The sequence below is a fragment of the Stutzerimonas kunmingensis genome (genome assembly GCF_032106285.1).
Classification (GTDB): Bacteria; Pseudomonadota; Gammaproteobacteria; order Pseudomonadales; family Pseudomonadaceae; genus Stutzerimonas; species Stutzerimonas kunmingensis_B.
In genome coordinates this window covers 90,650-116,719 of the sequence record NZ_DAMCPO010000007.1, presented here as the reverse complement: position 1 = coordinate 116,719, position 26,070 = coordinate 90,650, and the positions used below count along the sequence as shown (strand labels likewise).

General features: G+C 63.2%; 28 protein-coding genes and 1 pseudogene. 15 read left to right on the top strand and 14 right to left on the bottom strand.

The window, feature by feature from the left end:
• Positions 1 to 14 precede the first annotated feature (14 nt).
• Complete coding sequence (locus tag RT582_RS07985) at positions 15 to 137, top strand: PA1414 family protein (protein ID WP_313477083.1); 123 nt, start codon at positions 15 to 17, stop codon at positions 135 to 137.
• A 12-nt stretch (positions 138 to 149) separates the two neighbouring features.
• On the opposite strand, the gene RT582_RS07980 is transcribed toward RT582_RS07985, so the two are convergent.
• Positions 150 to 821 (bottom strand): glutathione S-transferase, encoded by a 672-nt coding sequence (locus RT582_RS07980; RefSeq protein ID WP_230697773.1) that lies wholly within the window; start codon positions 819 to 821, stop codon positions 150 to 152.
• A gap of 86 nt (positions 822 to 907) precedes the next feature.
• Between RT582_RS07980 and RT582_RS07975 the strand changes: the two genes are divergently transcribed.
• The gene (locus RT582_RS07975) at positions 908 to 1,492 is read left to right on the top strand and encodes a tRNA-uridine aminocarboxypropyltransferase (protein WP_313477082.1); all 585 of its coding nucleotides are present in this window, start codon (positions 908 to 910) and stop codon (positions 1,490 to 1,492) included.
• 39 nt (positions 1,493 to 1,531) lie between these two features.
• Here the strand turns inward: RT582_RS07975 and RT582_RS07970 are convergent, their stop codons facing one another.
• On the bottom strand, positions 1,532 to 1,951 hold the full coding sequence (locus tag RT582_RS07970; protein WP_313477081.1) for a YbaN family protein: 420 nt from the start codon (positions 1,949 to 1,951) through the stop codon (positions 1,532 to 1,534).
• A 239-nt stretch (positions 1,952 to 2,190) separates the two neighbouring features.
• Positions 2,191 to 2,778 (bottom strand): UPF0149 family protein, encoded by a 588-nt coding sequence (locus RT582_RS07965; protein WP_023445117.1) that lies wholly within the window; start codon positions 2,776 to 2,778, stop codon positions 2,191 to 2,193.
• Between the two features lie 160 nt (positions 2,779 to 2,938).
• Here RT582_RS07965 and recQ point away from each other — a divergent pair, with 160 nt between their 5' ends.
• Complete coding sequence (recQ, locus tag RT582_RS07960) at positions 2,939 to 5,062, top strand: DNA helicase RecQ (RefSeq protein WP_313477080.1); 2,124 nt, start codon at positions 2,939 to 2,941, stop codon at positions 5,060 to 5,062.
• 181 nt (positions 5,063 to 5,243) lie between these two features.
• On the top strand, positions 5,244 to 5,675 hold the full coding sequence (locus RT582_RS07955; RefSeq protein WP_014820763.1) for a MarR family transcriptional regulator: 432 nt from the start codon (positions 5,244 to 5,246) through the stop codon (positions 5,673 to 5,675).
• 20 nt (positions 5,676 to 5,695) lie between these two features.
• On the opposite strand, the gene RT582_RS07950 is transcribed toward RT582_RS07955, so the two are convergent.
• Positions 5,696 to 7,882, bottom strand: a complete 2,187-nt coding sequence (locus RT582_RS07950; protein WP_313451584.1) for a patatin-like phospholipase family protein — start codon at positions 7,880 to 7,882, stop codon at positions 5,696 to 5,698.
• Between the two features lie 69 nt (positions 7,883 to 7,951).
• Here RT582_RS07950 and RT582_RS07945 point away from each other — a divergent pair, with 69 nt between their 5' ends.
• A complete protein-coding gene (locus RT582_RS07945) occupies positions 7,952 to 8,233 on the top strand; it encodes a SelT/SelW/SelH family protein (protein ID WP_256076172.1) in 282 nt (93 codons plus the stop codon).
• A 3-nt stretch (positions 8,234 to 8,236) separates the two neighbouring features.
• On the opposite strand, the gene RT582_RS07940 is transcribed toward RT582_RS07945, so the two are convergent.
• The 4 genes from RT582_RS07940 to RT582_RS07925 form a co-directional block, all read right to left on the bottom strand.
• Positions 8,237 to 9,115: a DMT family transporter gene (locus RT582_RS07940; protein WP_230697777.1), complete on the bottom strand. Its 879-nt coding sequence runs from the start codon at positions 9,113 to 9,115 to the stop codon at positions 8,237 to 8,239.
• Positions 9,116 to 9,242: 127 nt separating this feature from the next.
• Positions 9,243 to 10,001: an AraC family transcriptional regulator gene (locus RT582_RS07935; RefSeq protein WP_278444548.1), complete on the bottom strand. Its 759-nt coding sequence runs from the start codon at positions 9,999 to 10,001 to the stop codon at positions 9,243 to 9,245.
• Positions 10,002 to 10,239: 238 nt separating this feature from the next.
• Positions 10,240 to 11,628 (bottom strand): adenylate/guanylate cyclase domain-containing protein, encoded by a 1,389-nt coding sequence (locus RT582_RS07930; protein ID WP_046619728.1) that lies wholly within the window; start codon positions 11,626 to 11,628, stop codon positions 10,240 to 10,242.
• 257 nt (positions 11,629 to 11,885) lie between these two features.
• On the bottom strand, positions 11,886 to 12,203 hold the full coding sequence (locus tag RT582_RS07925; protein WP_003300651.1) for an Mpo1-like protein: 318 nt from the start codon (positions 12,201 to 12,203) through the stop codon (positions 11,886 to 11,888).
• A gap of 125 nt (positions 12,204 to 12,328) precedes the next feature.
• Here RT582_RS07925 and RT582_RS07920 point away from each other — a divergent pair, with 125 nt between their 5' ends.
• Both RT582_RS07920 and RT582_RS07915 read left to right on the top strand, forming a co-directional pair.
• Positions 12,329 to 13,342: an AraC family transcriptional regulator gene (locus tag RT582_RS07920; protein ID WP_003300648.1), complete on the top strand. Its 1,014-nt coding sequence runs from the start codon at positions 12,329 to 12,331 to the stop codon at positions 13,340 to 13,342.
• Between the two features lie 79 nt (positions 13,343 to 13,421).
• Positions 13,422 to 14,354 (top strand): DUF808 domain-containing protein, encoded by a 933-nt coding sequence (locus RT582_RS07915; protein ID WP_313477079.1) that lies wholly within the window; start codon positions 13,422 to 13,424, stop codon positions 14,352 to 14,354.
• A gap of 1 nt (position 14,355) precedes the next feature.
• On the opposite strand, the gene RT582_RS07910 is transcribed toward RT582_RS07915, so the two are convergent.
• Entirely contained in the window at positions 14,356 to 15,807 is a 1,452-nt protein-coding gene (locus RT582_RS07910; protein WP_313477078.1) for a TrkH family potassium uptake protein, read from the bottom strand.
• Positions 15,808 to 15,995: 188 nt separating this feature from the next.
• On the opposite strand from RT582_RS07910, the gene RT582_RS07905 reads away from it, so the two are divergent.
• Together RT582_RS07905 and RT582_RS07900 are read left to right on the top strand one after the other, a co-directional pair.
• A complete protein-coding gene (locus RT582_RS07905; protein WP_003300645.1) occupies positions 15,996 to 16,367 on the top strand; it encodes a YkgJ family cysteine cluster protein in 372 nt (123 codons plus the stop codon).
• A 263-nt stretch (positions 16,368 to 16,630) separates the two neighbouring features.
• The gene (locus RT582_RS07900) at positions 16,631 to 17,194 is read left to right on the top strand and encodes an NAD(P)H nitroreductase (protein WP_313477077.1); all 564 of its coding nucleotides are present in this window, start codon (positions 16,631 to 16,633) and stop codon (positions 17,192 to 17,194) included.
• Here the strand turns inward: RT582_RS07900 and RT582_RS07895 are convergent.
• The 5 genes from RT582_RS07895 to RT582_RS07875 all read right to left on the bottom strand — a co-directional run bounded on the left by RT582_RS07895 (position 17,188) and on the right by RT582_RS07875 (position 20,625).
• A complete protein-coding gene (locus tag RT582_RS07895; protein ID WP_045666004.1) occupies positions 17,188 to 18,546 on the bottom strand; it encodes a sensor histidine kinase in 1,359 nt (452 codons plus the stop codon). The two genes, RT582_RS07900 and RT582_RS07895, sit on opposite strands and share 7 nt — an antisense overlap.
• Positions 18,547 to 18,636: 90 nt before the next feature.
• A complete protein-coding gene (locus tag RT582_RS07890) occupies positions 18,637 to 19,050 on the bottom strand; it encodes a Spy/CpxP family protein refolding chaperone (RefSeq protein WP_023445130.1) in 414 nt (137 codons plus the stop codon).
• Positions 19,051 to 19,189: 139 nt separating this feature from the next.
• Complete coding sequence (locus tag RT582_RS07885; RefSeq protein ID WP_313477076.1) at positions 19,190 to 19,867, bottom strand: response regulator transcription factor; 678 nt, start codon at positions 19,865 to 19,867, stop codon at positions 19,190 to 19,192.
• A gap of 14 nt (positions 19,868 to 19,881) precedes the next feature.
• The gene (locus RT582_RS07880; RefSeq protein ID WP_023445131.1) at positions 19,882 to 20,259 is read right to left on the bottom strand and encodes a hypothetical protein; all 378 of its coding nucleotides are present in this window, start codon (positions 20,257 to 20,259) and stop codon (positions 19,882 to 19,884) included.
• Positions 20,260 to 20,325: 66 nt separating this feature from the next.
• Positions 20,326 to 20,625, bottom strand: coding sequence for a YciI family protein (locus tag RT582_RS07875; protein WP_090523029.1), 300 nt, complete (start codon positions 20,623 to 20,625; stop codon positions 20,326 to 20,328).
• 413 nt (positions 20,626 to 21,038) lie between these two features.
• Here RT582_RS07875 and RT582_RS07870 point away from each other — a divergent pair, with 413 nt between their 5' ends.
• From RT582_RS07870 to RT582_RS07845, 6 genes and pseudogenes are all read left to right on the top strand, one after another.
• The gene (locus RT582_RS07870) at positions 21,039 to 21,905 is read left to right on the top strand and encodes a PHP domain-containing protein (protein ID WP_041014367.1); all 867 of its coding nucleotides are present in this window, start codon (positions 21,039 to 21,041) and stop codon (positions 21,903 to 21,905) included.
• Positions 21,906 to 21,918: 13 nt separating this feature from the next.
• Positions 21,919 to 22,542, top strand: a complete 624-nt coding sequence (locus RT582_RS07865; RefSeq protein ID WP_014820748.1) for an L-threonylcarbamoyladenylate synthase — start codon at positions 21,919 to 21,921, stop codon at positions 22,540 to 22,542.
• Positions 22,543 to 22,723: 181 nt separating this feature from the next.
• Positions 22,724 to 23,929, top strand: coding sequence for a tryptophan--tRNA ligase (locus RT582_RS07860; RefSeq protein WP_023445133.1), 1,206 nt, complete (start codon positions 22,724 to 22,726; stop codon positions 23,927 to 23,929).
• A gap of 34 nt (positions 23,930 to 23,963) precedes the next feature.
• On the top strand, positions 23,964 to 24,785 hold the full coding sequence (locus RT582_RS07855) for a segregation and condensation protein A (protein WP_313477075.1): 822 nt from the start codon (positions 23,964 to 23,966) through the stop codon (positions 24,783 to 24,785).
• Positions 24,786 to 24,804: 19 nt separating this feature from the next.
• A complete protein-coding gene (scpB, locus tag RT582_RS07850; RefSeq protein WP_313477074.1) occupies positions 24,805 to 25,575 on the top strand; it encodes an SMC-Scp complex subunit ScpB in 771 nt (256 codons plus the stop codon).
• A gap of 174 nt (positions 25,576 to 25,749) precedes the next feature.
• Positions 25,750 to 26,070, top strand: a pseudogene (locus RT582_RS07845) (phosphogluconate dehydratase); the annotation flags it as partial.

Below are 26,070 nucleotides of genomic sequence, written 5' to 3'. Positions count from 1 at the left end.
AGGAGGGTGTGACCATGAAAGCAAGGCTCAACGAGATGTTCTGGAAGTTGGCGGTCGCTCTTGGTTTGATCGAGCCGCCTCGTATGCAACCCATCCCGGTACGCGCCCAGCGCGAGCAGGATCGCCGCCGCCGCTGAGTCTGGTAGCGTCTACGCGGCGGGCAAAGCGGGTCCTCCGCGCTCCACGGCTCGTTTGTAAGCGGGCCGCTGCTGTATCCGCTGCAAAAAATCCATCAGGCGTGGGCGACTCTCGTCCAGGCCGGCTCTGGCACGGGCAGCTTCCAGCGGGAAGCTCATCTGTATATCCGCTGCGCTGAACGTGTTGCCTGCAAACCAGTCGGACTTCTCCAGTTCCGCTTCCATGTAATCGAGATGGGTCTTCAGTTGTGGCCCGATGAAGGCGCTGTTAGCGCCCTTGGCGATTGCGCGTGCGATGGGGCGAACAAAGAACGGCATCGGCCCATTGGCGACGCGGTCGAATACCAGCCGCAGTAGCAGTGGGGGCATCGCAGAGCCTTCTGCGTAGTGCATCCAGTAGCGAAAACGACGGTATTCCGGAGTGCCGCCCTGCGGCATCAGGCGTCCGTTGCCATAGCGTTCCAGCAGGTATTCGAGGATGGCTGCCGATTCGGCCAGCGTCAGGTCGTCGTCAGTGATCACCGGAGACTTGCCCAGTGGGTGTACGGCTTTCAGCTCTGCTGGCGCGAGCATGGTCTTCGGGTCGCGCGGGTAACGCTTCAGCTCGTAAAGCAGTTCCAGTTCTTCCAGCAGCCACAGGACGCGGTGCGAGCGGGAGTGGTTCAAGTGGTGGACGGTGATCATGCCTGCTCCTCATGCGGGGACGTCGCAAGCATAGTCGCTCTGCAGAGCAGTGGCCGTTATGGCAGACTCCGCCGCCGAGGTGAACCATGTCCCGTCCACGATGCTCACGCTGCCAGCGCCCGTCTTCCCTGTGCCTTTGCGCGCTGATACCAGCGCTGGATAGCCGTACCCAGGTGCTCATCCTCCAGCATTCCAGTGAAGCGAATCATGCGCTCAATACGGCGCGCCTGGCCGTCTTGGGGCTGTGCAACGCAGAGCTGCGGGTGGGCGAGCGCTTCGAGGACGATTGCGATGCTGCACGGCCGAGCTACCTGTTATTTCCCGGCGAAGATGCCATACCGCTAGGGAGTCTGGCCGATGCCGCCCAACCAGTGCGCCTGATCGTGCCGGATGGGACCTGGCGAAAGGCGCGCAAGATCCTTCACGTCAATCCATGGTTGGCTGAGTTGCCGCGGGTTGCGCTGCCAGAAGGGCTGAGCTCCCGCTACCGCTTGCGCAAAGCGCCAATGCCCGGCGCGTTGTCGACAATCGAAGCAATCGTTACGGCACTTAACCTACTGGAAAGCCCCAGCCGATTCGATGGGTTGCTCTGTCCGTTCGACGCCTTGATCGAGGGCCAGATCGATGCAATGGGGCGGGAGGTATATCAGCGTAATCATGCCGACACCTAAAGGTATGCGAGCGAAAGCGCTATTGCGTGCGGAGCTGATTTACCTGACACCAGTGTCATTGCTGACCGGCAATGTCTTCTGCCTGAGGATGTAAAGCGTCACCAGCGTCGCGCTCAGCAGCATCCCGATGCGGGCCCACATCAGTGGCACCAGCCAGCAGGATATGCCGATGCTTATCCACATGGTGGCGATGGCGTATACCTTGCCCTTGAGCGGAATACCGTTCCCATCCAGGTAGTCACGAAACCACGGACCGAGCCGTGGGTGGCCTACCAGCCAGTCATAGAAACGTTGCGAGCTACGCACGAAACAGGCCGCGGCCAGCAGCAGGAATGGCGTGGTCGGCAGGACGGGCAGGAAGATGCCGACGACGCCCAGCACAACGGCCAGCCAGCCGACGCCGAGCAGGATCGATCGGATCAGAGGGTTGCGATGCTGCCGGATATCGCGATGGGCCATGGTACTAGTCAGCCCGGTTCTTCGATTCGCTGCGATCTGTGCTCGGCTGGCTCACGTCAGCGTCGTCAGATATTCGCGATGGGCATCGAAATGTGCAGAACAATGCCTTTCCCTCCTGTGGTGCTAGCCAGCGGGACAGGTCCGGCAATGGGGCGACGCGCCGGCGACTGCGCTCCGGCAGTCGCACCGTTGCAGGTGAGCGTGACGCTCACCTTGACGCTTGGCCACGTCGCAGCCGGTCAGTGGCGACGCGGCTTGAGCAGGGCCGGCTTTTCCTCAGGGGCATGGCAGATCAGGTAGAGGGCCGTCAGTAGCTCAGGGATCTGCGCCACCATTTCGTCGACCAGCTCGGGGTTGTCGGCGATATCGGCGAATTCCGGTTGCTCGTCGAACAGGCCCGAACCGACCATGATCGGCAGCAGCAGCTCGCTGACTTCCTCTTCGGAGTCCTCGAACCAGATCGCCTCGCGCATGAACACGCCTTCCATGAAGCCGATGCACCAACCGCGCAGATCGGATTCGTCCGGCTCTTCACCCAGGTCCAGTTCGCACGGCAGTTCCATGTCCTCGTCACTGGCCAGCTGGCGAGCAATATGTGCCTTGAGCTGAACCAGCGTGGCCTCGATGGCTTCGCGCTCGGTGTCGTCCTTGTACTTGGGTGGTTCGGAGAACAGCGCGTCGATCCATTCACGCTCGGGCACCTGTTCGGAGCAGATGCACAGCGCTGTTAGGTAGCCATGGGCGGCGATGTAATCCAGTGCTTCCTCGTGCAGGTCATCTGCATCAAGAAAGACTTGCAGGCGGGCGAGTTGCTCGGCGAATGACATCGGGAACTACCTTGGGGGCTGGAAGACAACCCGGATTCTAGACGAGGCGCGGGGCGCAGGCTACTCGTGCCTTCGGATGACGCCTCGTCCGTATTGGCCGCGCGATCCTGAACTCCATGGTTCGCTCGCGTATACTGCGCGCCTTGTTTCGGAGACCGGCATGCTCGACCAGGCACAGCGCATCCTTAAAGACGTATTCGGCTACGACGCGTTTCGTGGCAACCAGGGCGCGATCATCGAGCGTGTCGGCAGTGGCGGCGATGCGCTGGTATTGATGCCGACCGGTGGCGGCAAGTCCCTGTGCTACCAGGTTCCGGCGCTCTTGCGCGAAGGACTGGCGGTGGTGGTTTCGCCGCTGATCGCGCTGATGGACGACCAGGTCGCGACACTCGACGAGCTGGGCGTCTCGGCCGTTGCGCTCAACTCGACGCTGAGCGCCGATGAGCAGCGCGAGATCGCTGAGCGCATCCGGCGCAATGAGATCAAGATGCTCTATCTCGCGCCTGAGCGGCTGGTGCAGCCCCGCATGCTGGCGTTCCTGCAGCGGCTGGATATCGCCCTGTTTGCCATCGACGAGGCCCATTGCGTCTCCCAGTGGGGGCACGACTTCCGTCCCGAGTACATGCAGCTGGGCCAGCTGGCCGAACTGTTTCCTGGCGTGCCGCGTATTGCGCTGACCGCGACGGCGGACAAGCGGACGCGGGAAGAAATCGTCCAGCGTCTGCATCTGGAGAACGCCGAACGGTTTCTCTCCAGTTTCGACCGACCGAACATCTTCTATCGCATCGTGCCCAAGGAGCAGCCGCGCAAGCAGCTGCTGGGTTTCCTAGCCGAGCGCCGCGGCGATGCTGGCATTGTCTATTGCATGTCGCGCAAGAAGGTCGATGACCTGGCTGCGTTCCTCAGCGAGCAGGGCTTTCCGGCACTGCCTTACCACGCGGGCCTGCCCAACGAGCTGCGCGCCTATCACCAGAAGCGTTTCCTCAACGAGGAAGGCCTGATCATGGTCGCGACCATCGCCTTCGGCATGGGGATCGACAAGCCCAACGTGCGCTTCGTCGCCCACCTTGATCTGCCCAAGTCGCTGGAAGCCTACTATCAGGAAACCGGACGGGCAGGGCGCGACGGGCTGCCTGCCGACGCCTGGATGGCCTATGGCCTGCAGGATGTGATCTTCCTCAAGCAGATGCTCAACAACTCAGAGGGTGATGAGCGGCACAAGCGGGTCGAGCAGCACAAGCTCGATGCCATGCTGGCGCTTTGCGAGGAAACCCGCTGCCGGCGCCAGGCGCTGCTCGCGTATTTCGATGAAGAGCTACCCAACCCCTGCGGTCATTGCGACAACTGCGTCGATGGCGTGCAGACCTGGAATGCCACCGAGCCCGCCCGTCAGGCGCTATCGGCGATCTACCGCAGCGGCCAGCGTTACGGCGTCGGCCATCTGGTGGACATCCTCCTCGGGCGTGACAATGACAAGGTCCGCGGCTTGGGCCATCAGCATCTGTCGGTGTTCGGTATGGGCAAGGCGCTGGCTGAGGCCGAGTGGCGTTCGCTGTTTCGCCAGCTGGTGGCGCGCGGGCTGGCGGACGTCGACCTGGATGGTTTCGGCGGGCTGCGTCTGAGTGACAGCTGCCGGCCGTTACTGCGTGGAGAGGTGAACCTCGAACTTCGCCGTGATCTGACCAGCAAGGCACCGAAGCCGGCAGCCAGTGCCGCCAGCCAGCTGGTGCGCAGCGAGGAACGGGAAACCTGGGAAGCGCTGCGCACCTTGCGCCGCAAACTGGCCGAAGAACACGGTGTGCCGCCGTATGTGATTTTCCCGGATGCCACGCTGCTGGAGATGCTACGCAGCCAGCCGGCCTCGCTGTCGGACATGGCCACCATCAGCGGTGTCGGCGCGCGCAAGCTGGAGCGCTACGGTCAGGCCTTCCTGGAGGTTCTGCAAGGCAGCGTCGAAGTGGCCAAGTCACCTGCCGATCTGCGACACGAATTGATCACGCTGGCGCGCGCCGGCATGACGCCTGCACAGATCGCGCGTCAGCTCGACTGCAGTGAGAAGAACGTCTACGCGATGCTCGCCGAAGCCATCGGTCTGCAACAGCTGAGCCTGGAACAGGCGCTGGATCTGCCCGAGGATCTGCTCGGGGAAATCCAGGAGGCCTTTCTCGACGGCGAGGGCGAGCTGCCACCGGTGGGCGCCGTGGCCGAGCAGTTCGCTGGGCGGGTACCCGAACAGGTGCTTTATTGCGTGCGTGCCGCACTGCAGGTCGAGTTCGAATTGTAACCAGGTGCATCCTGCAGCTCGGTCTGAAGCTGCTGCGACAGCGGGTGTCTGCCGGGCTGCAACGCCCGCCGTGCCATCATTACGACTTCTGTCGCTCGATCAGGGATCGAAGGTCGTCTTGCCTGCTTTCCGGAGCTGTGGTTAGCTCACTAATAATTAGTTTTTGCAGGAATGGCCGTACATGTACGCCGAGCAACATCGCTTTGCCATGCAACTGGCGCAACTTTCTCGTGGCTGGCGCGCTGAACTGGATCGACGCCTGGCTGATCTCGGACTCTCGCAGGCACGCTGGCTGGTGCTGCTGCACCTGGCCCGTTTCGATCACGAACCCACCCAGCGCGAGCTGGCCCAAAGCGTTGCCGTTGAAGGGCCGACGCTGGCCCGCTTGCTCGATAGTCTCGAAGCGCAGGGGCTGGTGCATCGCAAGGCGTCTGCAGAGGATCGCCGGGCCAAACGCATTTCCCTGGGTGCGCCGGCACGGCCGCTGATCGAGAAGATCGAGGCTATTTCCACACAGGTGCGTCAGGAAGCCTTTGCCGGGATCGACGAGGAGGATCTGCGCAAGTGCCAGCAGGTGCATGCACGGATCCTGGCCAATCTCGACCGGCGCTGATCCAGGCCGGGCACGCCGGTCTAAAAGCTGCGCCCAAGATTCATGTACAGCGCCTGTTCGTCCTCGTCATTGAAGCCGTAGCCGAAGTTCAGTGGCCCCAGTGGCGTGTCGTAGCCGAGAAAGATGCTCGCGGCGTTGATATAGCCGCTGTCGAAGGCATTGTCGGCATTCCAGGCGCGACCGCGCTCCAGTGATCCACCGAGATAGAGCGGGAAGTCCAGCGGCTGAAACGCTCGCGGCGTCACGCGACGGTAGTACACCATGCGCGCCAGGCTGACGTTCTGGCCGGCCAGGGCATCCTGACGGAAGCCCGACAGCTGACGCGCGCCGCCAAGCAGAAAGCTCGACGTCACCACTTCCGCGTCATCCAGCGTGCGACCGTAGCGCCCACCGAGCACCCAGGTGTTGGCACCGTGACTGAGTGCCTTGTCCAGCTTGAGGTGCCACTGTCGATAACGCTGGTCCGAACTCAGGCTGGGATCGTACTGACGCATGGTCAGGCGGATATCCTCGCCTTCGCGGGGAAAGTCGATGTTGTCGAGAGTGTCGAACGAGTACTGCAGCTCGTAGTAGCCCTCGGTAAAGCTGAAGTCGGGTAGATCCTGTTCGCCGATTCGCACATCGGCCTCACCCCAGGCCTGGCCGATTCCAAAGCGGATCTCGCCATTGTTGGCGATCTGTCTGCCGAGATTGAGACCGTAGCCGTAGCGTTGCAGGCGGTACTCGGCAATCGGATCGTTGTCGAGAATGGACTCGACGTTCTGCGCCTCGACGAACAGATTCGGCGCGACGAACCAGCGCGAGCCGGCATCCAGTGGCTGGTAGAACTCGCTGTAGAGTTCCTGCCGATCACCCAGCTGCAGGCGGGTAAGCCACTCGGCACCCAGTTCGTTGATGCCGTTCTTCCGATAACTCGCACCGAGGTTGAATACGCTGTCGCCGCGGAAGTCGTCGGACAGGCTCAGGCCCAGTCGCAGGTAATCGGTGCCGGTGCGCTTCTCGCGGGCGTTGATGACCAACGTATTGCCGAGCTTGCCGCGTTGAACGCGATATTCCACGCGCTCGAAATAGTCCAGGCCATAGAGGGTGCCCATGTCCTTCTGCAGGTCCTCCAGATCCAGCGGTTCACCGAGTGGCTGGCGGACATGCCGGCGGATCACCGCATCGCTGACCTTCGAGTCGTTCTCCACCCTAATAGCGGTGATGACCGGTGTTCGCGGGTCGCTGGAGCGCGCAAGGCTCAGTGCCGGATTGCCACCGGAGGTGATGCGCATTTCGGCAAGACGTCCCTCCAGAGCCAATGTGGCACGGTAGCCGGCATCGACCAGCTGTTCGGCGCGGGCGAAGTCGGTGGAGCCGTAAGCGGCCAATGGCGGCTGGATCAGAAGGTCCTGCGATTGCAGGGTGGCCAACTGCGCTTCGGAGTTGCGGCGGGTCATCATGGTGGTGGTCTGGTTGAGCACGTCGACCACTGTCAGCAATTCTTTGCGCGGCTTGAGCGGCGTGCCGATGTCCACCACGATCAGGCGATCGACGCCCATGTCGCGCGCCACGTCCATCGGGATGTTGTCGACCATGCCGCCATCCACCAGCAGACGGCCGCCCAGCTCCACCGGTGCGAACACGGCCGGAATCGACATGCTGGCGCGAATCACCTGGGGCAGGTGGCCGCTGCGAAAGACCACCTTTTCATCGTTGGCAATATCCGTGGCCACCGCGCGGAAGGGGATCGGCAGCTGGTCGAAGTCGCGGGTGTCGCTGGCGTGCACCAGCAGGCGCTCGAGCAGCAGCGCGAGGTTCTGCCCTTGAATCACGCCCAGCGGCAGGCCGAGGCTGCCGTCGTCGCGGAAGCTGAGCTTCTGCTTGATGAGGAAATCACGGTCATCCTGTTTGCGGCGGTAGGGGATGTCCTGGCGCGGCGGATCGTCGGACAGCACTTGCTGCCAGTCGAGGGTCAATGCCAGGCGCTCGAGTTCCGCAACGCTGTAGCCTGCTGCGTATAACCCGCCGACCACCGCGCCCATGCTGGTGCCGGCGATGGCGTCGATGCGTACGCCTTGCTCTTCCAGCGCCTTGAGCACGCCGACATGAGCCAGCCCGCGCGCCGCACCGCCAGACAGGACGAGCCCGGTCTTCGGCTGAGCCGGCTCGGCGAACAGCGGCGGCAGGGCTAACAGCATCAGCAGGGAAACGAACAGGCGGAGCATGGCTGAACCGGGGAAGGAAGGAGAAGGCGGCTATTATAGGCCGCCGTATCCCCTTCGGAGCTGTCACGAATGACCGCAAGCAAACCGGAAATCGTCATCACCTATTGCACCCAGTGCCAGTGGCTGCTGCGTGCTGCCTGGCTCGCACAGGAGCTGCTGTCGACCTTCGGCGATGACCTGGGCCGCGTCTGTCTGGTGCCCGCCACAGGCGGAACCTTCCATATCAGCTGCGATGGCGTGCAGATCTGGGAGCGCAAGCTCGACGGCGGTTTTCCCGAGGCGAAGGAGCTCAAGCAGCGCGTGCGTGATCGCATCGACCCGCAGCGCTCGTTGGGGCATAACGACCGCTGAGCGTCAGCTGGCCAGTTTCGGAACGACACTCGGCGGGCTTTTCAAGCGGCTGGTAACCACGCTGGCGATGATGATCAAGGCGCCGCCGAGCAGCATGCGCAGTGTTGGCTGCTCGCCGAACAGCCACCAGGCGAAGGCAATGCCGTAGACCGGTTCGAGAGCGAAGATCACCGACGTCGTACGCGCCTTCAGGACCCGCAGGCTAGCGACGAACAGGCTGTGTGCGAGTCCGGTGCAGAGCACGCCGAGCAGAGCCAGCCAGAGCCAGTCCTGCGCGGGTATCGCGGGTATCGTCGACCAGCAGAATGGCAGCAGGGCTGCGAGGATCGCCAGGTTCTGCCAGAGCGCCGAGCGAACCGGATCGAGGCCGCGGGTGACGGCACGGTTGAGCAGCGACAGGAGCGCGAACAGCAGGCCGGAAAGCACACCGTAGAGCAATCCGGCAGTCGGTCCGCTGCTGAGATCGAACGCCGGCGCGACAAGCAGCAGGCCGGCACAGACCAGCCCGACCATGGCGAACTCGATGGCGCGGGTGCGTTCGCGGAACAACAGGCCTTCGAGCAGCACGGTGAAGGCGGGGAAGCTGGCAAAGCCCAGGGTTGCAATGCCGACGCCAGCGATCTTCACTGCGATGAAGAACGTCAACCAGTGCGCACCCAGCAACAGCCCGCCCAAGGCCAGACCGCCACGCTGCCGCCAGTTTGGCGTCGCCCCGCTGGGTCGCAGCAACTGCGCGACCAGCAGCAGGGCCAACACGGCGAACAGCGCACGACCAAAGGTGATGATCAGCGCCGAGCTTTCGGCCAGTTTTCCGAGCACGCCGGACAGGCCGAACATCAGCGCGCCGAGATGGATGGCCAACAGCGCGTTGCGCGGCGTCATGGAACGATCCACCCGAGCGAGTGGTGTGTGCGTGCGGTGTGGTGTGAACGGATGAGTAGGGTCATGGCTACCTGAACCTTGCGAATCAGGACCATGCTAGGCCGTGGCTTGGAGTGTGTCTGTCGCGTCAGTCACCGGTTTTGTCGAGCAACTCGCGTCGCAGTGCGCGCGGTGTGCAGCCTCGTGCGCGAACCAGTGCGGCGGTGAAGGCGCTTTGCGAGGCATAGCCCACCTGCGCGGCGATCTCGCCGATCGGCAGGCGGGTGTCGTGCAACAGCGCCTCGGCATGCTGCAAGCGGCGCTGGCGTACGTGTTCCATCGGCGTTCGGCCCGTCTCGCGAAGAAAGCGCGCGTGCAGACCAGCCACCGACAACCCGGCGATACGGGCCAGGTCGGCAACCTGAAGCGGGTGGGATAGATGCTGATCGATGAAGGCGTCGATAGCGGCGATCGGCAGGGCGTGTTGGTCATGGTGGATATGTTGTCCACTGGCCAGGCTGGCGAGCAGGAGTACGGCGCCCTGTTCGGCAATCAATGGATCATTGATCGGGCTGTGCGCCAGCCAGGCGACCAGGCGCTGCTGGCTGGCGTTCAGGCGCACGGTATCCGGTCGATCGATCAGACGCAGGCTGGGTTCGGTGTGGTGGCCCAAGCGCTGACGAACCCAGCTCTCCGACGGGAGATCGAGCACCAGGCAGTGACTGCCGGTGACACTGGCACAGGCATGGTGAGTGGCGGACGGAATTACCGCGAGACTCTGCTCGCCGACGTGGCTGCCCCGCCCGGCAATCTCGAATTCCAGTAGTCCTTTCAGGCCGAACACCAGTTGCGGATGTTCGTGGCTATGGGCGATGAGGTGGTGATGGTAGTTGCGCAGCGATAGCATCTGGCGGCTGTCCCGAAGCAGGCCCGCTGACCAGTGGTCTGTGCGGTGAGTTGGTTGAGGCTAGTTCGGGTGAACATGGCTCCGAGACAAGGCGCTGCGACGAGTCATAGCGGGCTATGGCGAGGAGCTGCAACACCGTATCGGGGCCTTGGGCGCCGAAATTGACCAACTGAACTTACCGAACAGACCACTTGGCCAAATTCGGTTAGTCGACGGCTGGCCGCCAGCGGTCAGAGAATCAGAGGATGACCTTGTCGCGAAGTTTCTCGGCCGCTTGCTGCAGTGCCTGAATCACGCGCTCCTTGTCGAAGTTCTGCACGCCGTTGGTATCCAGGTACATGGAGAAGCCGGGGAGTTCGTGCTCGACGAAACTGCAGGTGGCGCCAAGGTCGCGGCGGAAGTCCACCACCTGGTAGATCTGCACCGGGCGGGAGAAACCCTTGACCGCGATCTGGCCCTTGTCGCGGCACATGATGACGTCCTTGATCAGCGAATAGGTTTCGTGGGAGATCAGGATCTCGCTGGCCTCGGCGGCGCTTTCAAGACGGCTGGCCAGGTTCACTTCGCGCCCGATGATGGTGTAGTCCATGCGCGTATCGGCGCCGAAGTTGCCCACCGTGCAATAACCGGTGTTGATGCCCATGCGGATTTCCATGGGTTTGGTAATGCCCTGTGCGCGCCATTGCTGGCGCAGCACCTTCATGTGTTTGCGCATGGCGATGGCCATGGAAACCGCTGCCACCGCGTCTTTCTTGGCACCCTGGCTAGAAGGGTCACCGAAGAACACCATCACGCAGTCGCCGACGAACTTGTCGATGGTGCCACCGTACTTCAGGGCAATCTTTGACATCTCGTTTAGGTAGTTGTTGAGCAGGTCGGTAAGGGCCTCGGCCTCCAGTTCCTCGGCCAGCTCGGTGAATCCCTTGATGTCGGAGAAGAACACGGTGAGCCGCTTGCGCTGGGTTTCCAGGCGAACGCTTCGCTTGCCGGTGAAGATCGACTCCCACACCTGGGGCGAGAGGTACTTGGCGAGGTTGCGTGCCAGGCGCGCGGCCTTGGCCTGCTCCGTTTCGATCTCCTTGCGCGCCTGGGCGAGGCGCTGGCCCTGCTGGTGCACGAAGTAGGCGGTGGCGCATATGTAAAAGGTCGTGAACAGGATGCTCACCAGTGAAACCAGCGGCGGTGTGGTACCGCGGTAGCTCAGGGGAACCACGAGAAAGGCCAGGCCGATCCCGACACCCGCGCAGATCAGCGAGATGGCGAGGTTGCGCAGGCTGCCGCTCACCAGCGCGCTGAAGCTGAGCGTCAGCAGAAACATCAGGCTGGGCACGATCGAGAAACCGAGCAGCAATATGCCGGCACCGGCGTTCAACGCATCCAGACAGAGCAGAGCCAGCGCCGTACGCTCGGGATGATCGCGCTTGAAGCGATAGCTCAGGTGGTAGGCCAGGTGTGGATAGAGCAGGGTGTACGGCACCATCCACAGCAGGTCCATCGAGAAATACTGGGTGTAGGTACCAGCTGCAAGCGTGGCGGCGCAGATCAGGTAGGCGAGCACGCGGGAGTAGTACTCGCGCAACGGGCGAGTGGCGAGGCCATTGCGGCGCTCAACCGGAGTGGATGTCATGTGTGCGTACGATCCCTGGTAGTTTTTTCGACGCCGTTCTCTCGCGCCTTGCAGACTGACGCCAGGCTCGATCGTCGGGTCACCCTGCGAAGGCGACAGCTTTCGAGCACATCAGCGACAGCCTCGCGATCACGGGGCCAGCTCGGCGATGGTCGGCCCGCGCGAAAGCCGTCAGATCATAACCAAGCAACGCCGCATCGCCAAACCAGAGGATGAAAACAATGATGGCACCGGTCGGATAGCCGCTGTCATCAGGCTCAGAAGCGAATCCGGCCCGTCAGCATGTCCTTGAACATTACCCAGTCGCCGAGAAAGCTGTAGAGCGGATACTGGAATGTCGCCGGCCGGTTCTTCTCGAAGATGAAGTGGCCGACCCAGGCGAAGCCATAACCGGCCACCGGCATCGCCAGCAACCAGAGCCACTGCTGGGTAAGGAGTGCGTAGCCAAGTATGCCCAGCACCAGCAGGCTACCGACGAAGTGCAGGCGACGGCAGGTGGGGTTGCTGTGCTCGGCGAGATAGAACGGATAGAAATCGGCAAAGCGGCTGAAGCGTTCGGCGGTTTGCGTACTCATGGCGTACCTCCTGTTATTGTCGCGCACAGACTAGTCATCGCTAACCTTGCGTGTCAGTGACAATCAGGGCCAGTTTAGTAGCCTTAGGCGCAGCTGCCCCACCTATCGAAGAACAAGAAAACCCCATGACCGAACGCACCACTTCCTCGAGCTGGGCGCTGAGTATCGTCCAGGCCCTGGAATCCGCCGGGATCGATTGCCGCCAGTTGTTCATTGAGCTGCATCTGGACTATGCCGCTCTGGACGACCCCGACGCGCGCTTTGCCCAGGATGACATGACGCGCCTTTGGCAACGCGCGGTGGCGGTTTCCGGTGACCCCGCCATTGGCCTGAACATGGCGCGCCAGGCGCGGCCGGCTGCACTGAACGTGGTCGGTTATGCACTGATGTCCAGCCGCAATCTCAAGGAAGGCTTCGCCAGATTGGTGCGCTACCAGCGGATCATCGCCGAGGGTGCCGATCTGGATTTCCAGCCCTGCGCACAGGGCTATCGGTTGAGTCTGACGATAATCGGCGACCGCTTGCCGCCAGCTAGGCAAAGTGCCGAAGGCTCCCTGGCAGGCTGCCTGACATTCTGCCGCTGGCTCACCGGAACGCCGTTGCTGCCGCTGGAAGTCAGCTTTCAGGGCCAACCGCCGGATGATCTGGAGCCCTATCGGCAGCTGTTCCAGGCGCCTTTGCGCTTCGACGCGCGTCGCTACGCGTTGCTGTTTCGCGAAGAGGATGTGGAAATGCCGTTGCCGACCGCCAATGAAGCGCTGGCGCAATTGCATGATCGTTTCGCCGGTGAGTACCTCTCGCGCTTCTCCGACAGCAAAGTTATGCATCGCGCGCGGCAGATACTCTGTCGATTGCTGCCGCAGGGCGAGCCCAGGCGCGAAGTCGTGGCGCAGGCGCTGTGCCTGTCGGAGCGCACCCTGCAGCGGCGTCTGCAGGAGGAGGGCAGCAGCTTCCAGCAATTGCTCGACGATACGCGTCGCGATCTGGCGGTGCAGCACCTCGCCCAGCCGGACCTGGCGCCGCTGGAAATCGCCTATCTGCTTGGCTTCGCCGATCCGAGCAATTTCTACCGGGCGTTCAAGCGCTGGTTCGGCGTCACGCCCGGCGAATACCGTCTGGCCGCGCGCTCACGCCAGTAGGAACCTGTGAAAGCCCACATAGCCTTAGCTAGAGCAGATCGGTTACTTATATGCGCCTTTCCATGATGGAGTGACCCAATTGGCCACCAGCCTGCTCGCGTTAATAGACGATATTGCGACCATACTCGACGACGTCTCGCTCATGACCAAGGTGGCGGCCAAGAAGACCGCTGGCGTACTGGGCGACGATCTGGCACTCAATGCGCAGCAGGTGACCGGGGTGAATGCCGACCGGGAACTGCCTGTGGTGTGGGCAGTGGCCAAGGGCTCGTTTCGCAACAAGGCGATCCTGGTCCCCGCTGCGCTGCTGATCAGTGCCTTTCTGCCCTGGGCAATCACACCGCTGTTGATGCTCGGCGGCGCGTTTCTCTGTTACGAGGGGTTCGAGAAGCTGGCGCACCGCTTCCTTCATAGCGATGACAGCGATCACGCGGAGACGGTGAAGGCGCTCGCCGACCCGTCCGTGGACATGGTGGCGTTCGAGAAGAAAAAGATCAGCGGCGCGGTGCGTACCGACTTCATCCTCTCCGCCGAAATCATCGCCATCACCCTCGGCACGGTCGCGGCCGCGTCGTTCAGTCAGCAGGTCATGGTTCTGGTGGGCATCGCCATCCTGATGACGATAGGCGTCTACGGGCTGGTAGCCGCCATCGTCAAGCTCGACGATCTTGGTCTGGCCCTGAGCAAGCGGGCCAGCGGTGTGGCCAGCGCCATCGGGCGCGGCATTCTGAGCGTCGCGCCGTGGCTAATGAAGTCGCTGTCGGTCATCGGCACCGCTGCAATGTTCATGGTGGGCGGCGGCATCCTCACCCACGGCATTCGCGCCGTGCATCATTTCATCGAGAACAGCGCCCACGAAGCGCTCGGACTGCCCTATATCGGAGCGGTACTCGGCGGCCTGTTGCCGACGCTGCTCGACGCCGCATTCGGCATCGTCGCCGGCGGCGTGGTATTGGCGTTGGTTACGCTTGGCGGCCGGCTGTTCAAGCGCGGCTCCGGCACTGCGGCCTGAGTCAGTGGCGCCAGAAGGCCGGGGTCAGCAGCACCAGCACCGTGATGATCTCCAAGCGTCCCAGCAGCATGCCGATCGACAGCAGCCATTTTGCCGTGTCGGGCAGTGTGGAAAAGTTGCCGGCTGGCCCGATGATCTCGCCTAGCCCCGGGCCGACGTTGCAGACCGCGGTCGCCGCGCCCGTGAGCGCGGTGATCGGGTCGAGGCCCAGCAGCGCCAGGCACAGCGCCAGCACGCCGATGGTCATGGTGATGAAGAAGGAAAAGGTCAGGATCGAGCGAACGATTTCCTCGTCCAGATTGTGCCCGTTGTACTGCTGGCGGATTACCGCACGGGGGTGAATCAGCTGCTTGAAGTTGGCGCGTAGCAGCGAGTAGGCCACCTGGAAGCGGAACATCTTTAACCCGCCCGACGTCGAGCCCGAGCAGCCGCCGACGAAGGTCAGGTAGAAGAATGCCATCACGGCGAAACCGCCCCACTGGGTGTAGTCATCCACCGCGAAACCGGTCGTGGTAACCACGGAAACCACGCTGAAGGTCACGATGCGCAGTGCATCCAGCGCCGGAATGTCATTGTTCAGCCAATACCAGCCGCTGAACAGCACGCTGGTGATGGTGAGCATCAGGACGAAGCCTCGCACCTGCTGATCCCTGAGCAGCGCCGTGCGATGGCCTCGCAAGGTCATCACGTAGAGGGTGAACGGCAGGCTGCCGACGATCATGAAGAAGACCGCTACCCAGTGCGCGGACGGCCCGAACTTGCCCATCGATGCATCGGAGGTGGAAAAGCCGCCAGTGGCGACGGTCGACATCGCATGGTTGATGGCATCGAACATGCTCATGCCGGTCAACAGGAAGGCCAGAAACGCGGCGACGGTAAACGTCACGTAGATGACCAGCAGGTACTGCCCGGCCACGTGCGAGCGCGGCATCACCTTCTCCGACCAGTCCGAGGACTCGGTCTGGAACAGCCGCATGCCACCGACTCGCAGCAGCGGCAGAATCGCGATCGCCATGCCGATGAAGCCGATGCCACCCAGCCAGTGCAGCAGCGAGCGCCACATCAGCAGCCCGGGCGATGCGCTATCCAGTCCCGAGAGCACTGTGGCGCCAGTGGTGGTGATACCGGACATGGTTTCGAAGAAGGCGTCCGAATAGCTGATGTGCTGAATCAGCATCAGCGGCAAGGCGGCGAAACAGCAGACCACCATCCAGCTGATCGTGGTCAGGAAGTACATGTCGCGCGGCCGCAGGTTGGTGTTGGCAGGTCTACCCGGTGCGACAAGGGCGAAGCCGCAGGAAAAGGTGATCAGACTGCCCCAGATGAATGCCTGCAGGTCATCGGTGCGTTCGAATGCCAGCAGGGTCAGCATCGGAATGATCATGCTGACGGCCAGGGTGATCAGGAAAATGCCGAGGATGAAACCGATGATGCGTAAGGTCGGCAGGGCCATGTAGAGGGTGCTCGGCACGGTGAAAGAGGGCGGACATTCTACTCGCGTCGCTCCGCCAGTAAACCGCCCGACGGCTGGTAGAAAAATGTTTTCTCGGCAGCCGCGGAGCCTCTTCCCAAGCGCAGCGCCATGAATAGAATAGCCGCCCGGGCGCCGGCCCATTTCCGGTCTCTGGGTGTTCACCTTTCATGTCAATCGACAATCCCTGCCTCACGTGCGGCGCCTGCTGCGCGTACTTTCGTGTGTCCTTCTATTTTGGTGAATGCGTTTCTGCCGGCGGTGCGGTGCCGGACCAGCTGACGGTTCAGGTTTCGCCGTTTCATGTGGCCATGCTCGGGACCGAGAGCAAGCCTGCGCGCTGCGTCGGACTGCTGGGCGATGTCGGTTGCGGCGTGCGCTGCAGCATGTACGAGCAGCGTTCGAGCACCTGCCGCGAATTCGAGGCGTCCTGGGAGAACGGCGAGCACAATGCGCATTGCGACGCGGCGCGGGCGGCGCACGGCCTGCCACCGCTGGTGCCGCCGCTGCAGCCGCAGCTCTCGCCGGATCGGGTGGCTTGACCTGGTGGGCTGTTTGGTAAATTCGGTTGGTCAATTTCGGATGACCATGGCCCCGATACTGTGTTGCTGCTCCTTGCCGTAAGCCCACTATGACTCGTCGCAGCGCCTTGTCTCGGATCCATGTTCGTCCGAACTTGCCTCAACCAACTCACTGCACGGGCCACCAGCGCCGGCCGGCGCGTTGTTTGAGCTGTCGGCCGGCCATCACTCGCGGTACGTCGCCAACACCCTCTAGAATGTCCGACCCTTTCAGGAGGTAATGGATGGACGCTCTGGACCCGTTGCTCAACCGTGTATCTGTCACTCGCCTATGCGAGCCGGCACCCGATGCCGATCAACTCGATCTGCTTTTTCGTGCAGCCTTGCGTGCGCCGGATCACGGCCAGTTGCACCCCTGGCGCTTCCTGACGGTCGAGGGCGATGCGCGCGGCAAGCTCGGTGAGCTATTTGCCGACGCTCTGCAGGCCCGGCAGACCGATGCCTCGGACGAAGCGCTGCAGAAGGCGCGCAACATGCCGCTGCGTGCGCCGATGTTGATCGTGGTGATCGCCAGTCCGAAGGCGCACCCGAAAGTCCCGGAAGGCGAACAGGTGCTGGCTGCCGGCTGCGCGGCGCATGGTCTGCTGTTGGCCGCCCATGCTCAGGGGATTGGCGCGGTGTGGCGCACCGGTGAGTTCGCCTATGACCCGCATGTAATGAAGGGGCTGGGCCTGGCCGAGCAGGAACGTCTGCTGGGCTTCCTGTACCTGGGCACGCCGGAGGGCCGCATCCGTAGCGCTCCGGTGCTCGAGCCCGAGGCTTTCGTCAGCGCCTGGAACGGTCAGTGATGGGCCTGAATTTCTGACACCGTGCTTGCTGCGTTTGCCAACGGCAGACGCAGGCTCGCGATAAAGCCGCCATCGGGGTGGTTAGCCAGCTGCAGCTGCCCACCGTGGCGCTCGGCCGCACGGCGGGCGATGGCCAATCCGAGGCCATGCCCGGCTGCCGTTTGTCCTGGCGCTCGGAAGAAGGGTTGGCTCAGTTGCGGCAGGTGTTCGTCGGCGACTCCTGGCCCGTGGTCGCGCACACTCAGTACCAGCTCGTCACCGTCGCGCTGCGCGCGCAGCTCCACGGGCACGCCCTCGGGGTTGAAGCGCAGGGCGTTGCGCAACAGATTGTCCAGCGCACGTTCGAGCATTTCCGTCCAGCCAGTGAATGCCAGGCCTGGCTCGACCCGGCTGTCGATACGCTGAGCGGGCGCGACGATCCGGGCGTTGTCCTCCAGTTGTTCGAACATCGCTGGCAGGTCGACGGCCGTTGTCGTGCCGGGTTCCGCATCCAGGCGCGAGAGTTCGAGAATCTCGCTGATCAACGCTTCCAGCCGATCGCATTCCTTGGCCAGTCGCGGCCAGATCACTTCGCGTTCGCTCGGGCTGGCGCGTTCGGCCAGTGCCTGGGCAATGCGCAGGCGCGCCAGCGGTGAGCGCAGTTCATGGGATACGTCGCGCAATAACTGGCGCTGACTGCCGATCAGCGCCTGCAGCCGTGCGCCCATGCGGTTGAAATCGCTCGCCAGCACGCCGAGTTCGTCGCGCCGTGTTGCCAGGCGGGCAAGGGACTGCTGCTGATAGCTGGTCTGTCCCAGATCGTGCACGGCACGGCGCAGGCGATCCAAAGGGCGGGTAATGGACAGCGTCAGTAGCAGGCTGAAACCGGTGAGTACCACCAGCGCGATGCCCAGCGCACTGAGCGGCCAGGCCAGGCTGCCGCGATGCCAGGCCTGCAGTTCGGGATAGGGAATGCGGTAGATGAACAGGTAGGTTTCACCGCTGGTCGGGCTGGTGTAGTCGGCGGTGAGGCGTCGCCAGGGCAGTGGGCGCTCGCGATCCTGATGGCGCGCCTCGAAGGCGGCGGCGCGGGCGGGGAAGGTGCCGCGGATGATCGGTTGGCCGTTTTCCGCCAACACCTGTACATCGACCCGTGCACGATGGCGGTGTTGTTCCAGCAGGCGCTGTGCAGCCAGCGGGCCCTGGCGCTCGTAGACCTCGGTCCAGGTTTCGGCGAGACCTTGCAGCGCCGGGTGGCGGCCGAGAATCCAGGCGTCCTGGTTCAACGCATGGCCGAGCAGCATGGCCAGACCGGCAACCAGTGCAATGGCCAGCCAGAAGGTTGCGAGTATGCGCCAGAACAGTGATCGCACTGGGTCTCTCCACGGCAAAGCCCGGCAGCTCCCACCGGCGTTCTGAACGCTTGGCGGAGCCTGTCGGGCAGGTTTCAGGAAGGGCGCAGATCAGTTCTTCTGATCGCGGTCCGCTTTCCATTTGAGGAACTCGGCACGTTCGGCGCGCTTTTCTTCCATCTTCTTCATGCCTTCGTCGAAGGCCTTGTGCTGCTCGGGCTTGAGCAGCGCGCGCATGCTCTGGTGGGTCTTCTCGCGGCTGGCGTCGAGATCGTTCTGCATGGCCTTGCGCTCGGCTTCGGGCAGCTTGTCGAGGTAGCGCTGGGTGATCTGCTGGCGCTGCCGCATCTGCTCGCCCATCAGCTTGCGCATTTCGCGTTGCTGGTCCTTTGTCAGGTCCAGGTCCTGAAACATGTGCGGGGCGTTCTTGCCGCCGTGATGACCGTCCTGCATGCCGCCAGGCATGGCGAAAGCGAGGGTCGGAACGGCAGCGGCGAACAGCAGGGCTACGAGTGATTTGCGCATGGTGAAAACTCTCCTGTGTAGGGAAACCGGCCATACCGACGCGTTGCTCATTGGCGGCAGGTCTGTGACCGGATGAGTTCAGTCTACGCAGGGCAAGGTCAAGGGCGGTCAGCTCAGGGTAAAGCCTCGGTAAAGACGATCAGACGGCGTACAGATAGCCGCGACTGCGCAGGGCGACGATCCGTGGGCTGCCGTCGGCGTGCGGACCAAGCTTGCGCCGCAGGTTGCTGACGTGCATGTCGAGGCTGCGGTCGTAGAGGGTGAGCTTGCGTCCCAGGGCGTGCTGGGCAAGGGTCTGCTTGTCGATCGGCTCGCCCGGTTGCGCGAGCAGCGTTTCGAGGAGGCGGCCTTCGGAGAGCGTCAGGCTGACGTCATGACCGCCGACGCTGGCCACGCCGCGTGCCGGGCTGTAGCAAAGATCGCCGAACTCGACCTGGCTGGGCGTCGCGGTTGGCTGGCTGCGGCGCAACACGGCACGCAGGCGTGCGGTGAGCTCGCGCGGGTCGCAGGGCTTGGCCAGGTAATCGTCTGCGCCAAGTTCGAGGCCGAGAATCCGATCCAGCGGCTCGCCGCGACCCGACAGCATCAGCACCGGCAGATCGGGATGTTCACTGCGCAGTTGCTTGAGCAGCTCCAGGCCACTGCCGTCGGGCAGCATCACGTCCAGGACCACCGCGGCTGGCTGGTGCTGCGCCAGCGCCTGGCGTGCACTGTTGCCATCGTGGCAGGCATGGGCGACGAAACCTTCCTGAGCGAGCCAGCTGGTCAGCAGCTCGCAGAGTTCTTCGTCATCGTCGATAAGCAGCAATTCACTCATGTCGGCTCAGGTACTCAGTTGAGCCACTGGCGTCGACGGCGACCGCGCGTGACCAGCAGGCCCAGGGTGAAACTGACGACCCCGACAGCACCACCGACGGCGAACCACTGTTGCTGTTCGTTCAACATCGCGGGCAGCACTTTTGCCTGCTCGGTCTGCAACTGCAGGCGCAAGCGGCGATTTTCCTCGCGCAGACGCAGCAGCAAGGCCTCCGTGGTGTCGGTGCTCGGGCCGGCAGGCTCTGGCTCGGCTACGGCGTCAAGCTCGTCGTATTCGGCGGGGTCGCCGGGCTCGGTCACCGGAACAGCAGGTTCCGTTATTGCTTCCTCGGCATACAGCGCCGGGGTGAGCAGGGTCAGGGCAAACAGCAGGGCAAGCGATCGTTGACGCATCGGAACTCCTATTTCCTTACGAGGCCGTGGGCTGCCAGCGGCCGGGCTATTCCCTGCTGTGTCGGCTCAGGGCAGTACTTTCTTGAAGGGCTTGACCACCACGTTCACGTATACGCCGGCGGACTTGTACGGATCGGCGTCGGCCCACTGCTGCGCGGCTTCCAGCGAATCGAACTCGGCGACTACCAGACTGCCGCTGAAGCCGGCTTCGCCCGGGTCGTTGCTGTCGATGGCTGGGTGCGGGCCGGCGAGAACCAGACGGCCTTCGTTCTTCAGCTGCTCCAGGCGTGCCAGGTGGGCCGGGCGAGTGGCGAGGCGGTCCTGCAGGGAATTCGGTGCGTCGGTGGCGATAACGGCGTAGAGCATGGTCGATCCTCGTTCGCGTAGGGGCGTATATAAAAAAGTACAGAAAGCCCGGCATGGGGACAGTGCCGGCGCGGCTTCTGTGTCGCGCGGGTCCAGGCGCTACAATGGACCGCGCCGTGCAGCGCGGCATCATAGCAAACGGCGCTTGCGACGGAAGCGCTGCGCTTTCCCCCGCTGCAGCGGTTGATGGCACGCAGGATCGTATCGGCGGTCGAAGCAAGAGCGGTTTGCGGCGCCTGCAGCGCTGGCTGGCCGTAATGACGGTGACGACACGAGCCAAAGCGCCGGTGCGGCGTTAGACTAGTCGGCCGTTTGCGCCGGAGCACCCCGTCTTTCGGGCCGGTGAAGCCTCACCGCCGCAGGCTTACGGATTCTTATCGAGGTGTCTGCATCTCACTGGAGCGCGTTACCAGATGATTGTCGATCTGCATTGCCACAGCACCGCCTCGGACGGCGCGCTGGCGCCTGCCAAACTGGTGGAGCGAGCCCATGCGCGTGGTATCGAGATGCTGGCGCTCACCGACCACGACACGGTCGACGGCCTTGCCGAGGCGCGGGCAACTGCGCAGGCGCTCGGCATGCAGCTGGTCAATGGCATCGAGCTTTCTTGCCTGTGGAACGGGGCTACCATTCATGTATTGGGCTACGCCTTCGACGCTGATGCACCTGCGCTGCAGCAGGCGATCGCGCAACTGCACGAAGGCCGTTGGCGCCGGGCCGAACTGATCGGCCAGCGCCTCGAAGCGAAGGGGATGCCGGGTGCGCTGGAAGGCGCGCGGGCGCTTCAGCAGGAACTCGGCGACAGTGGCAACGCACCGGCGCGGCCGCATTTCGCCGATTTTCTCGTGCGTGCCGGTCATGTCCGCGACCGTGCCGAAGCGTTTCGCAAATGGCTGGGTTCGGGCAAGCTCGGCGACGTCAAGCAGCATTGGCCGAGCCTGGAGCAGACGGTCCAGACCTTGCGTGACGCAGGTGCGTGGATCAGCCTGGCGCACCCGTGGCAGTACGATTTCACCCGCAGCAAGCGGCGCCGGCTGGTGATCGATTTCGCCCAGGCCGGCGGTCACGCGCTGGAGGTGGTCAACGGCATGCAGCCGCTGGAACAGGTCGGCGGTCTGTCGATCCTGGTACGTGAGTTGGGCCTGATGGCCACAGTGGGCAGTGATTTCCATGCGCCCGGCGACTGGTCGGAACTGGGGCTGTACCGCAGCCTGCCGGAGGACCTGTCGCCGCTTTGGAGACATTTCGATCATGAGCGCCGCATACCTGCTGCCAGCTGAACAGGGAGTTTCCATGAGCCAGTTCTTTCAGATCCATCCGGACAACCCGCAACCGCGCCTGATCAAACAGGCCGTGGAAATCATCCGCAAGGGCGGGGTAGTGGTCTATCCGACCGACTCCAGTTATGCCGTCGGCTGCTCGATGGGTAACAAGGCCGGCATCGAACGCATTCGCCGGCTGCGCCAGCTCGATGACAAGCACAACTTTACGCTGGCCTGTCGCGATCTGTCGCAGCTTGGCCTTTTCGCCAAGGTCGATACCGCGGCCTTTCGCCTGCTCAAGGCTCATCTGCCCGGTCCCTACACGATCATCCTGTCGGCTACCCGCGAGGTGCCGCGCATGTTGCTGCACCCCAAGCGCCGCACCATCGGCCTGCGCGTGCCGGCACAGCCGATCGCCCAGGCGCTGCTGGAAGAACTCGGTGAGCCGCTGATGAGCGTCAGCCTGATCCTTCCCGGTGAAGACCTGCCGATGAGCGACCCCTACGAGATGCGTGACGCGCTGGAGCATCAGGTAGACCTGATCATCGATGGCGGTTACGGTGGCCTCGAAGCATCGACGGTGGTCAGCCTGGTCGACGATCGGCCTGAAGTGATACGGGTCGGCTGCGGCGATCCCGAACCCTTCATGGCTTGAGCCTGGTTGGTGGCCGTGCCTGTACAACATCTGGCCTGTCGGTGAGAGGGTTGAGGCAAGTTCGGATGAACATGACTCTGAGACAAGGCGCAGCAACGCGGTATCTGGGCCATGGGCGCCGAAATTGACCAACTGAACTTACCAAACAGGCCAATTAATCAAGGACACCCTTTTGAGCTCCATGGATTCACAGCGGCGCGTGGTTTCCGGCATGCGTCCCAGCGGCCGGCTTCATCTCGGTCACTACAACGGCGTATTGAAGAACTGGGTCAGGCTGCAGCACGAGTACGAGTGTTTCTTCTGCATCGTCGACTGGCACGCGCTGACCACCGACTACGAAAGCTCCGGCGAAATCTCGCAGAACATCATGGATATGGCGGTGGACTGGCTGGCTGCCGGCGTCAGTCCCAGTTCAGCGACGCTGTTCATCCAGTCACAGGTGCCGGAGCACGCCGAGCTGCACCTGCTGCTGTCGATGATCTGCCCACTGGGCTGGCTGGAGCGGGTGCCATCCTACAAGGAGCTGCAGCAGAATCTGCAGCACAAGGACCTGGATACCTATGGCTTCCTCGGATATCCCCTGCTACAGGCGGCGGACATCCTGATCTATCGCGCCGGGCTGGTGCCGGTCGGCGCCGACCAGCTGCCGCATATCGAATTCGCCCGCGACGTGGCGCGACGTTTCAACCATCTCTATGGCCGCGAAGCGGATTTCGAGGACAAGGCCGAAGCGGCGATCCGCAAGCTCGGCAAGAAGACCTCCAAGCTGTACGTCAGCCTGCGCAAGAGCTATCAGGAGCAGGGTGACGTCGAGGCGTTGAACACCGCCCGTGCGGTTATCAAGGAACAGCAGACCATCACCATCGGCGATCAGGAGCGGCTTTACGGCTACCTGGAAGGCTGCGGCAAGCTGCTGCTGCCGGAACCGCAGGCGCTGCTCGGCGAGCAACCGAAGATTTCCGGGCTCGACGGCGGCAAGATGGCCAAGTCCAACAGCAATGCGATTTACCTGCGCGATACGTCGAACGAGATCGAGGAGAAGATTCGCCGTATGCCCACCGACCCGGCCCGCGTGCACCGCAGCGACCCTGGTGAACCGACGCGCTGCCCGGTGTGGCAGATGCATCTGGTGCACTCCGAAGAGGCGGTCTGCCAGTGGGCAGAGCAGGGTTGTCGCAGCGCCGGCATCGGCTGCCTGGAGTGCAAGGGGCCGCTGATCGACTCGATCAAGGCTGATCTGACACCCCTGCAGGAACGCGCGCTGGACTACGAGCAGAATCCCGACCTGGTCCGCAGCATCCTCGCCGAAGGTGCGGAGCACGCCCGTGATGAGGCCCGTGAGACGCTGATCGAAGTTCGCCAGGCGATGGGCCTGAATTACCGCTGAGCGGCGCCTAAGCGGCCGGCTCCGAAGGATTTTCATGCAGCACACCGAGTCCCCCAGTCCCGAAGCGATCCAGCCCGGCGAGCAGCTACGCCTGGCGCTGGTCTATGGCGAGGCGGTGACCGAGCTGCCGCTGGACCTCTACATCCCGCCGGATGCGCTGGAAGTCTTTCTCGAAGCCTTCGAAGGCCCGCTGGATCTTCTGCTCTACCTGATCCGCAAGCAGAACATCGACATCCTCGATATTCCGGTGGCCGAGATCACCCGGCAGTACATGGGTTACGTCGAGCTGATGAAATCGGTGCGCCTGGAGCTGGCCGCCGAGTATCTGGTGATGGCCGCGATGCTCGCCGAGATCAAGTCACGCATGCTGCTGCCGCGCTCGGCCGAGGTCGCCGAAGAAGAGGATGATCCGCGCGCCGAGCTGATCCGCCGGCTGCAGGAGTACGAACGTTTCAAGGCCGCCGCCGAAGACATCGACGAGCTGCCACGGGTCGGCCGCGACCTGCAGGTGCCGCGTCTCGAGGCACCCGAGGCGCGGGCGCGCAAGCTGCTGCCGGACGTGAGCCTGGAAGAGCTGCTGGTGTCGATGGCCGAGGTGCTGCGCCGCGCCGACATGTTCGAGAGCCATCAGGTCACCCGCGAAGCGCTGTCGACCCGCGAGCGCATGAGCGAAGTGCTCGAACGACTGAAGGACGGTGGTTTCGTCCCCTTCGTGACGCTGTTCCGCATCGAGGAAGGGCGACTCGGCGTGGTGGTGACCTTCATGGCTGTGCTCGAGCTGATCAAGGAGTCGCTGGTCGAGCTGGTGCAGAACGAACCCTTTGCGCCGATTCATGTGCGCAGCCGTACCGAATAGGCATTTGCAGGAGTCAATCGTGGACCTGTCCGATCCCAAGGATCTCGCTTCGCTGCTCGAAGCCTTTCTGCTCGCATCCGGCAGGCCGCTCTCCCTGGAGCGCCTCGGCGAGCTGTTCGAGGAAAACGAACGGCCGTCATCGACGCAGCTGAAAAAAGCGCTCGAGGTGCTGGAAAAATCCTGCAAGGGCCGCGCCTTCGAGCTCAAGGAGGTCGCCAGTGGTTACCGCCTGCAGGTGCGTCAGCGCTTTTCGCCGTGGGTCGGTCGGCTCTGGGAAGAGCGTCCGCAGCGTTACTCCCGGGCGATGCTGGAAACCCTGGCGCTGATCGCCTATCGCCAGCCGATTACCCGTGGTGAGATCGAGGACATCCGCGGCGTCGCGGTTAACAGTCAGATCGTCAAGACACTGCTGGAACGCGAGTGGGTTCGTGTGGTGGGCCATCGTGACGTGCCGGGACGCCCGGCGATGTTCGCCACTACCCGGCAGTTTCTCGACCATTTCAACCTGAAGAATCTGGATGAACTGCCGCCGCTGGCCGTGCTGCGCGAAATGGAGCCCGAGCTGCGCCCGGTACTCGACGACGAGGATGCCGCCGTGCCTGTTGCCTTGCAGGCGCGGGCCGATGAAGTTGCAGATGAGCCGCAGGCCCCACTGCGTGAGCAGACCAGCTTCCGCAGCCTGCTGGCCGAACTCGACGGCATGGAGCAGGGCCTGAAGACCGACTTCGACGATCTGCTCGAAGCGCAAGCCGCGGACATCGACCCCGACGAGGAACAGTCGAGCCCCTGAGTGCGGCTATCGCGGGATGCCGAGAGCGTCTCGCTGCGAACGCTCGCCCGAGGCGCCCGCACTGTCTGGCTGCATGTCGCGCGCAACCATTGGCCTTGCGTCCTGTCCGAACGCCAACCGACTCCGGATGGTTTATGGTTGTCGAAGAACAAAATTCCGCAGCAGGAGAGACGCATGCATCCGCGAGTTCTAGAAGTCACCGAGCGCCTGGTCGAGCGCAGCCGCAAGACCCGCGAGCGCTATCTGGCGATGATGGCCGCCGCCGCCAGTGAGGGTCCGCAGCGCGGCAAGCTGCAGTGTGCCAACTTCGCCCACGGTGTCGCCGGCTGCAATTCCGGCGAGGACAAGCAGAGTCTGCGCCTGATGAACGCGGCAAATGTGGCCATCGTCTCGGCGTACAACGACATGCTCTCGGCGCATCAGCCCTATGAGCATTTTCCGGAAATGATTCGCCAGGCGCTGCGTGAGATCGGCTCGGTCGGCCAGTACGCCGGC

What these genes read in the sequence shown, in the direction of transcription:
- RT582_RS07860 (WP_023445133.1), top strand. Translation starts at nt 22,724, where the DNA reads ATGGATTCACAGCGGCGCGTGGTTTCCGGCATGCGTCCCAGCGGCCGG.
- RT582_RS07970 (WP_313477081.1), bottom strand. Translation starts at nt 1,951, where the DNA reads ATGGCCCATCGCGATATCCGGCAGCATCGCAACCCTCTGATCCGATCG.
- RT582_RS07975 (WP_313477082.1), top strand. Translation starts at nt 908, where the DNA reads ATGTCCCGTCCACGATGCTCACGCTGCCAGCGCCCGTCTTCCCTGTGC.
- RT582_RS07910 (WP_313477078.1), bottom strand. Translation starts at nt 15,807, where the DNA reads ATGGCCCTGCCGACCTTACGCATCATCGGTTTCATCCTCGGCATTTTC.
- RT582_RS07930 (WP_046619728.1), bottom strand. Translation starts at nt 11,628, where the DNA reads ATGACATCCACTCCGGTTGAGCGCCGCAATGGCCTCGCCACTCGCCCG.
- RT582_RS07870 (WP_041014367.1), top strand. Translation starts at nt 21,039, where the DNA reads ATGATTGTCGATCTGCATTGCCACAGCACCGCCTCGGACGGCGCGCTG.
- RT582_RS07890 (WP_023445130.1), bottom strand. Translation starts at nt 19,050, where the DNA reads ATGCGCAAATCACTCGTAGCCCTGCTGTTCGCCGCTGCCGTTCCGACC.
- RT582_RS07900 (WP_313477077.1), top strand. Translation starts at nt 16,631, where the DNA reads ATGGACGCTCTGGACCCGTTGCTCAACCGTGTATCTGTCACTCGCCTA.
- RT582_RS07885 (WP_313477076.1), bottom strand. Translation starts at nt 19,867, where the DNA reads ATGAGTGAATTGCTGCTTATCGACGATGACGAAGAACTCTGCGAGCTG.
- RT582_RS07935 (WP_278444548.1), bottom strand. Translation starts at nt 10,001, where the DNA reads ATGCTATCGCTGCGCAACTACCATCACCACCTCATCGCCCATAGCCAC.
- RT582_RS07925 (WP_003300651.1), bottom strand. Translation starts at nt 12,203, where the DNA reads ATGAGTACGCAAACCGCCGAACGCTTCAGCCGCTTTGCCGATTTCTAT.
- RT582_RS07945 (WP_256076172.1), top strand. Translation starts at nt 7,952, where the DNA reads ATGACCGCAAGCAAACCGGAAATCGTCATCACCTATTGCACCCAGTGC.
- RT582_RS07955 (WP_014820763.1), top strand. Translation starts at nt 5,244, where the DNA reads ATGTACGCCGAGCAACATCGCTTTGCCATGCAACTGGCGCAACTTTCT.
- RT582_RS07880 (WP_023445131.1), bottom strand. Translation starts at nt 20,259, where the DNA reads ATGCGTCAACGATCGCTTGCCCTGCTGTTTGCCCTGACCCTGCTCACC.
- RT582_RS07905 (WP_003300645.1), top strand. Translation starts at nt 15,996, where the DNA reads ATGTCAATCGACAATCCCTGCCTCACGTGCGGCGCCTGCTGCGCGTAC.
- RT582_RS07920 (WP_003300648.1), top strand. Translation starts at nt 12,329, where the DNA reads ATGACCGAACGCACCACTTCCTCGAGCTGGGCGCTGAGTATCGTCCAG.
- RT582_RS07950 (WP_313451584.1), bottom strand. Translation starts at nt 7,882, where the DNA reads ATGCTCCGCCTGTTCGTTTCCCTGCTGATGCTGTTAGCCCTGCCGCCG.
- RT582_RS07940 (WP_230697777.1), bottom strand. Translation starts at nt 9,115, where the DNA reads ATGACGCCGCGCAACGCGCTGTTGGCCATCCATCTCGGCGCGCTGATG.
- RT582_RS07980 (WP_230697773.1), bottom strand. Translation starts at nt 821, where the DNA reads ATGATCACCGTCCACCACTTGAACCACTCCCGCTCGCACCGCGTCCTG.
- RT582_RS07875 (WP_090523029.1), bottom strand. Translation starts at nt 20,625, where the DNA reads ATGCTCTACGCCGTTATCGCCACCGACGCACCGAATTCCCTGCAGGAC.
- recQ (WP_313477080.1), top strand. Translation starts at nt 2,939, where the DNA reads ATGCTCGACCAGGCACAGCGCATCCTTAAAGACGTATTCGGCTACGAC.
- RT582_RS07855 (WP_313477075.1), top strand. Translation starts at nt 23,964, where the DNA reads ATGCAGCACACCGAGTCCCCCAGTCCCGAAGCGATCCAGCCCGGCGAG.
- RT582_RS07985 (WP_313477083.1), top strand. Translation starts at nt 15, where the DNA reads ATGAAAGCAAGGCTCAACGAGATGTTCTGGAAGTTGGCGGTCGCTCTT.
- RT582_RS07865 (WP_014820748.1), top strand. Translation starts at nt 21,919, where the DNA reads ATGAGCCAGTTCTTTCAGATCCATCCGGACAACCCGCAACCGCGCCTG.
- RT582_RS07965 (WP_023445117.1), bottom strand. Translation starts at nt 2,778, where the DNA reads ATGTCATTCGCCGAGCAACTCGCCCGCCTGCAAGTCTTTCTTGATGCA.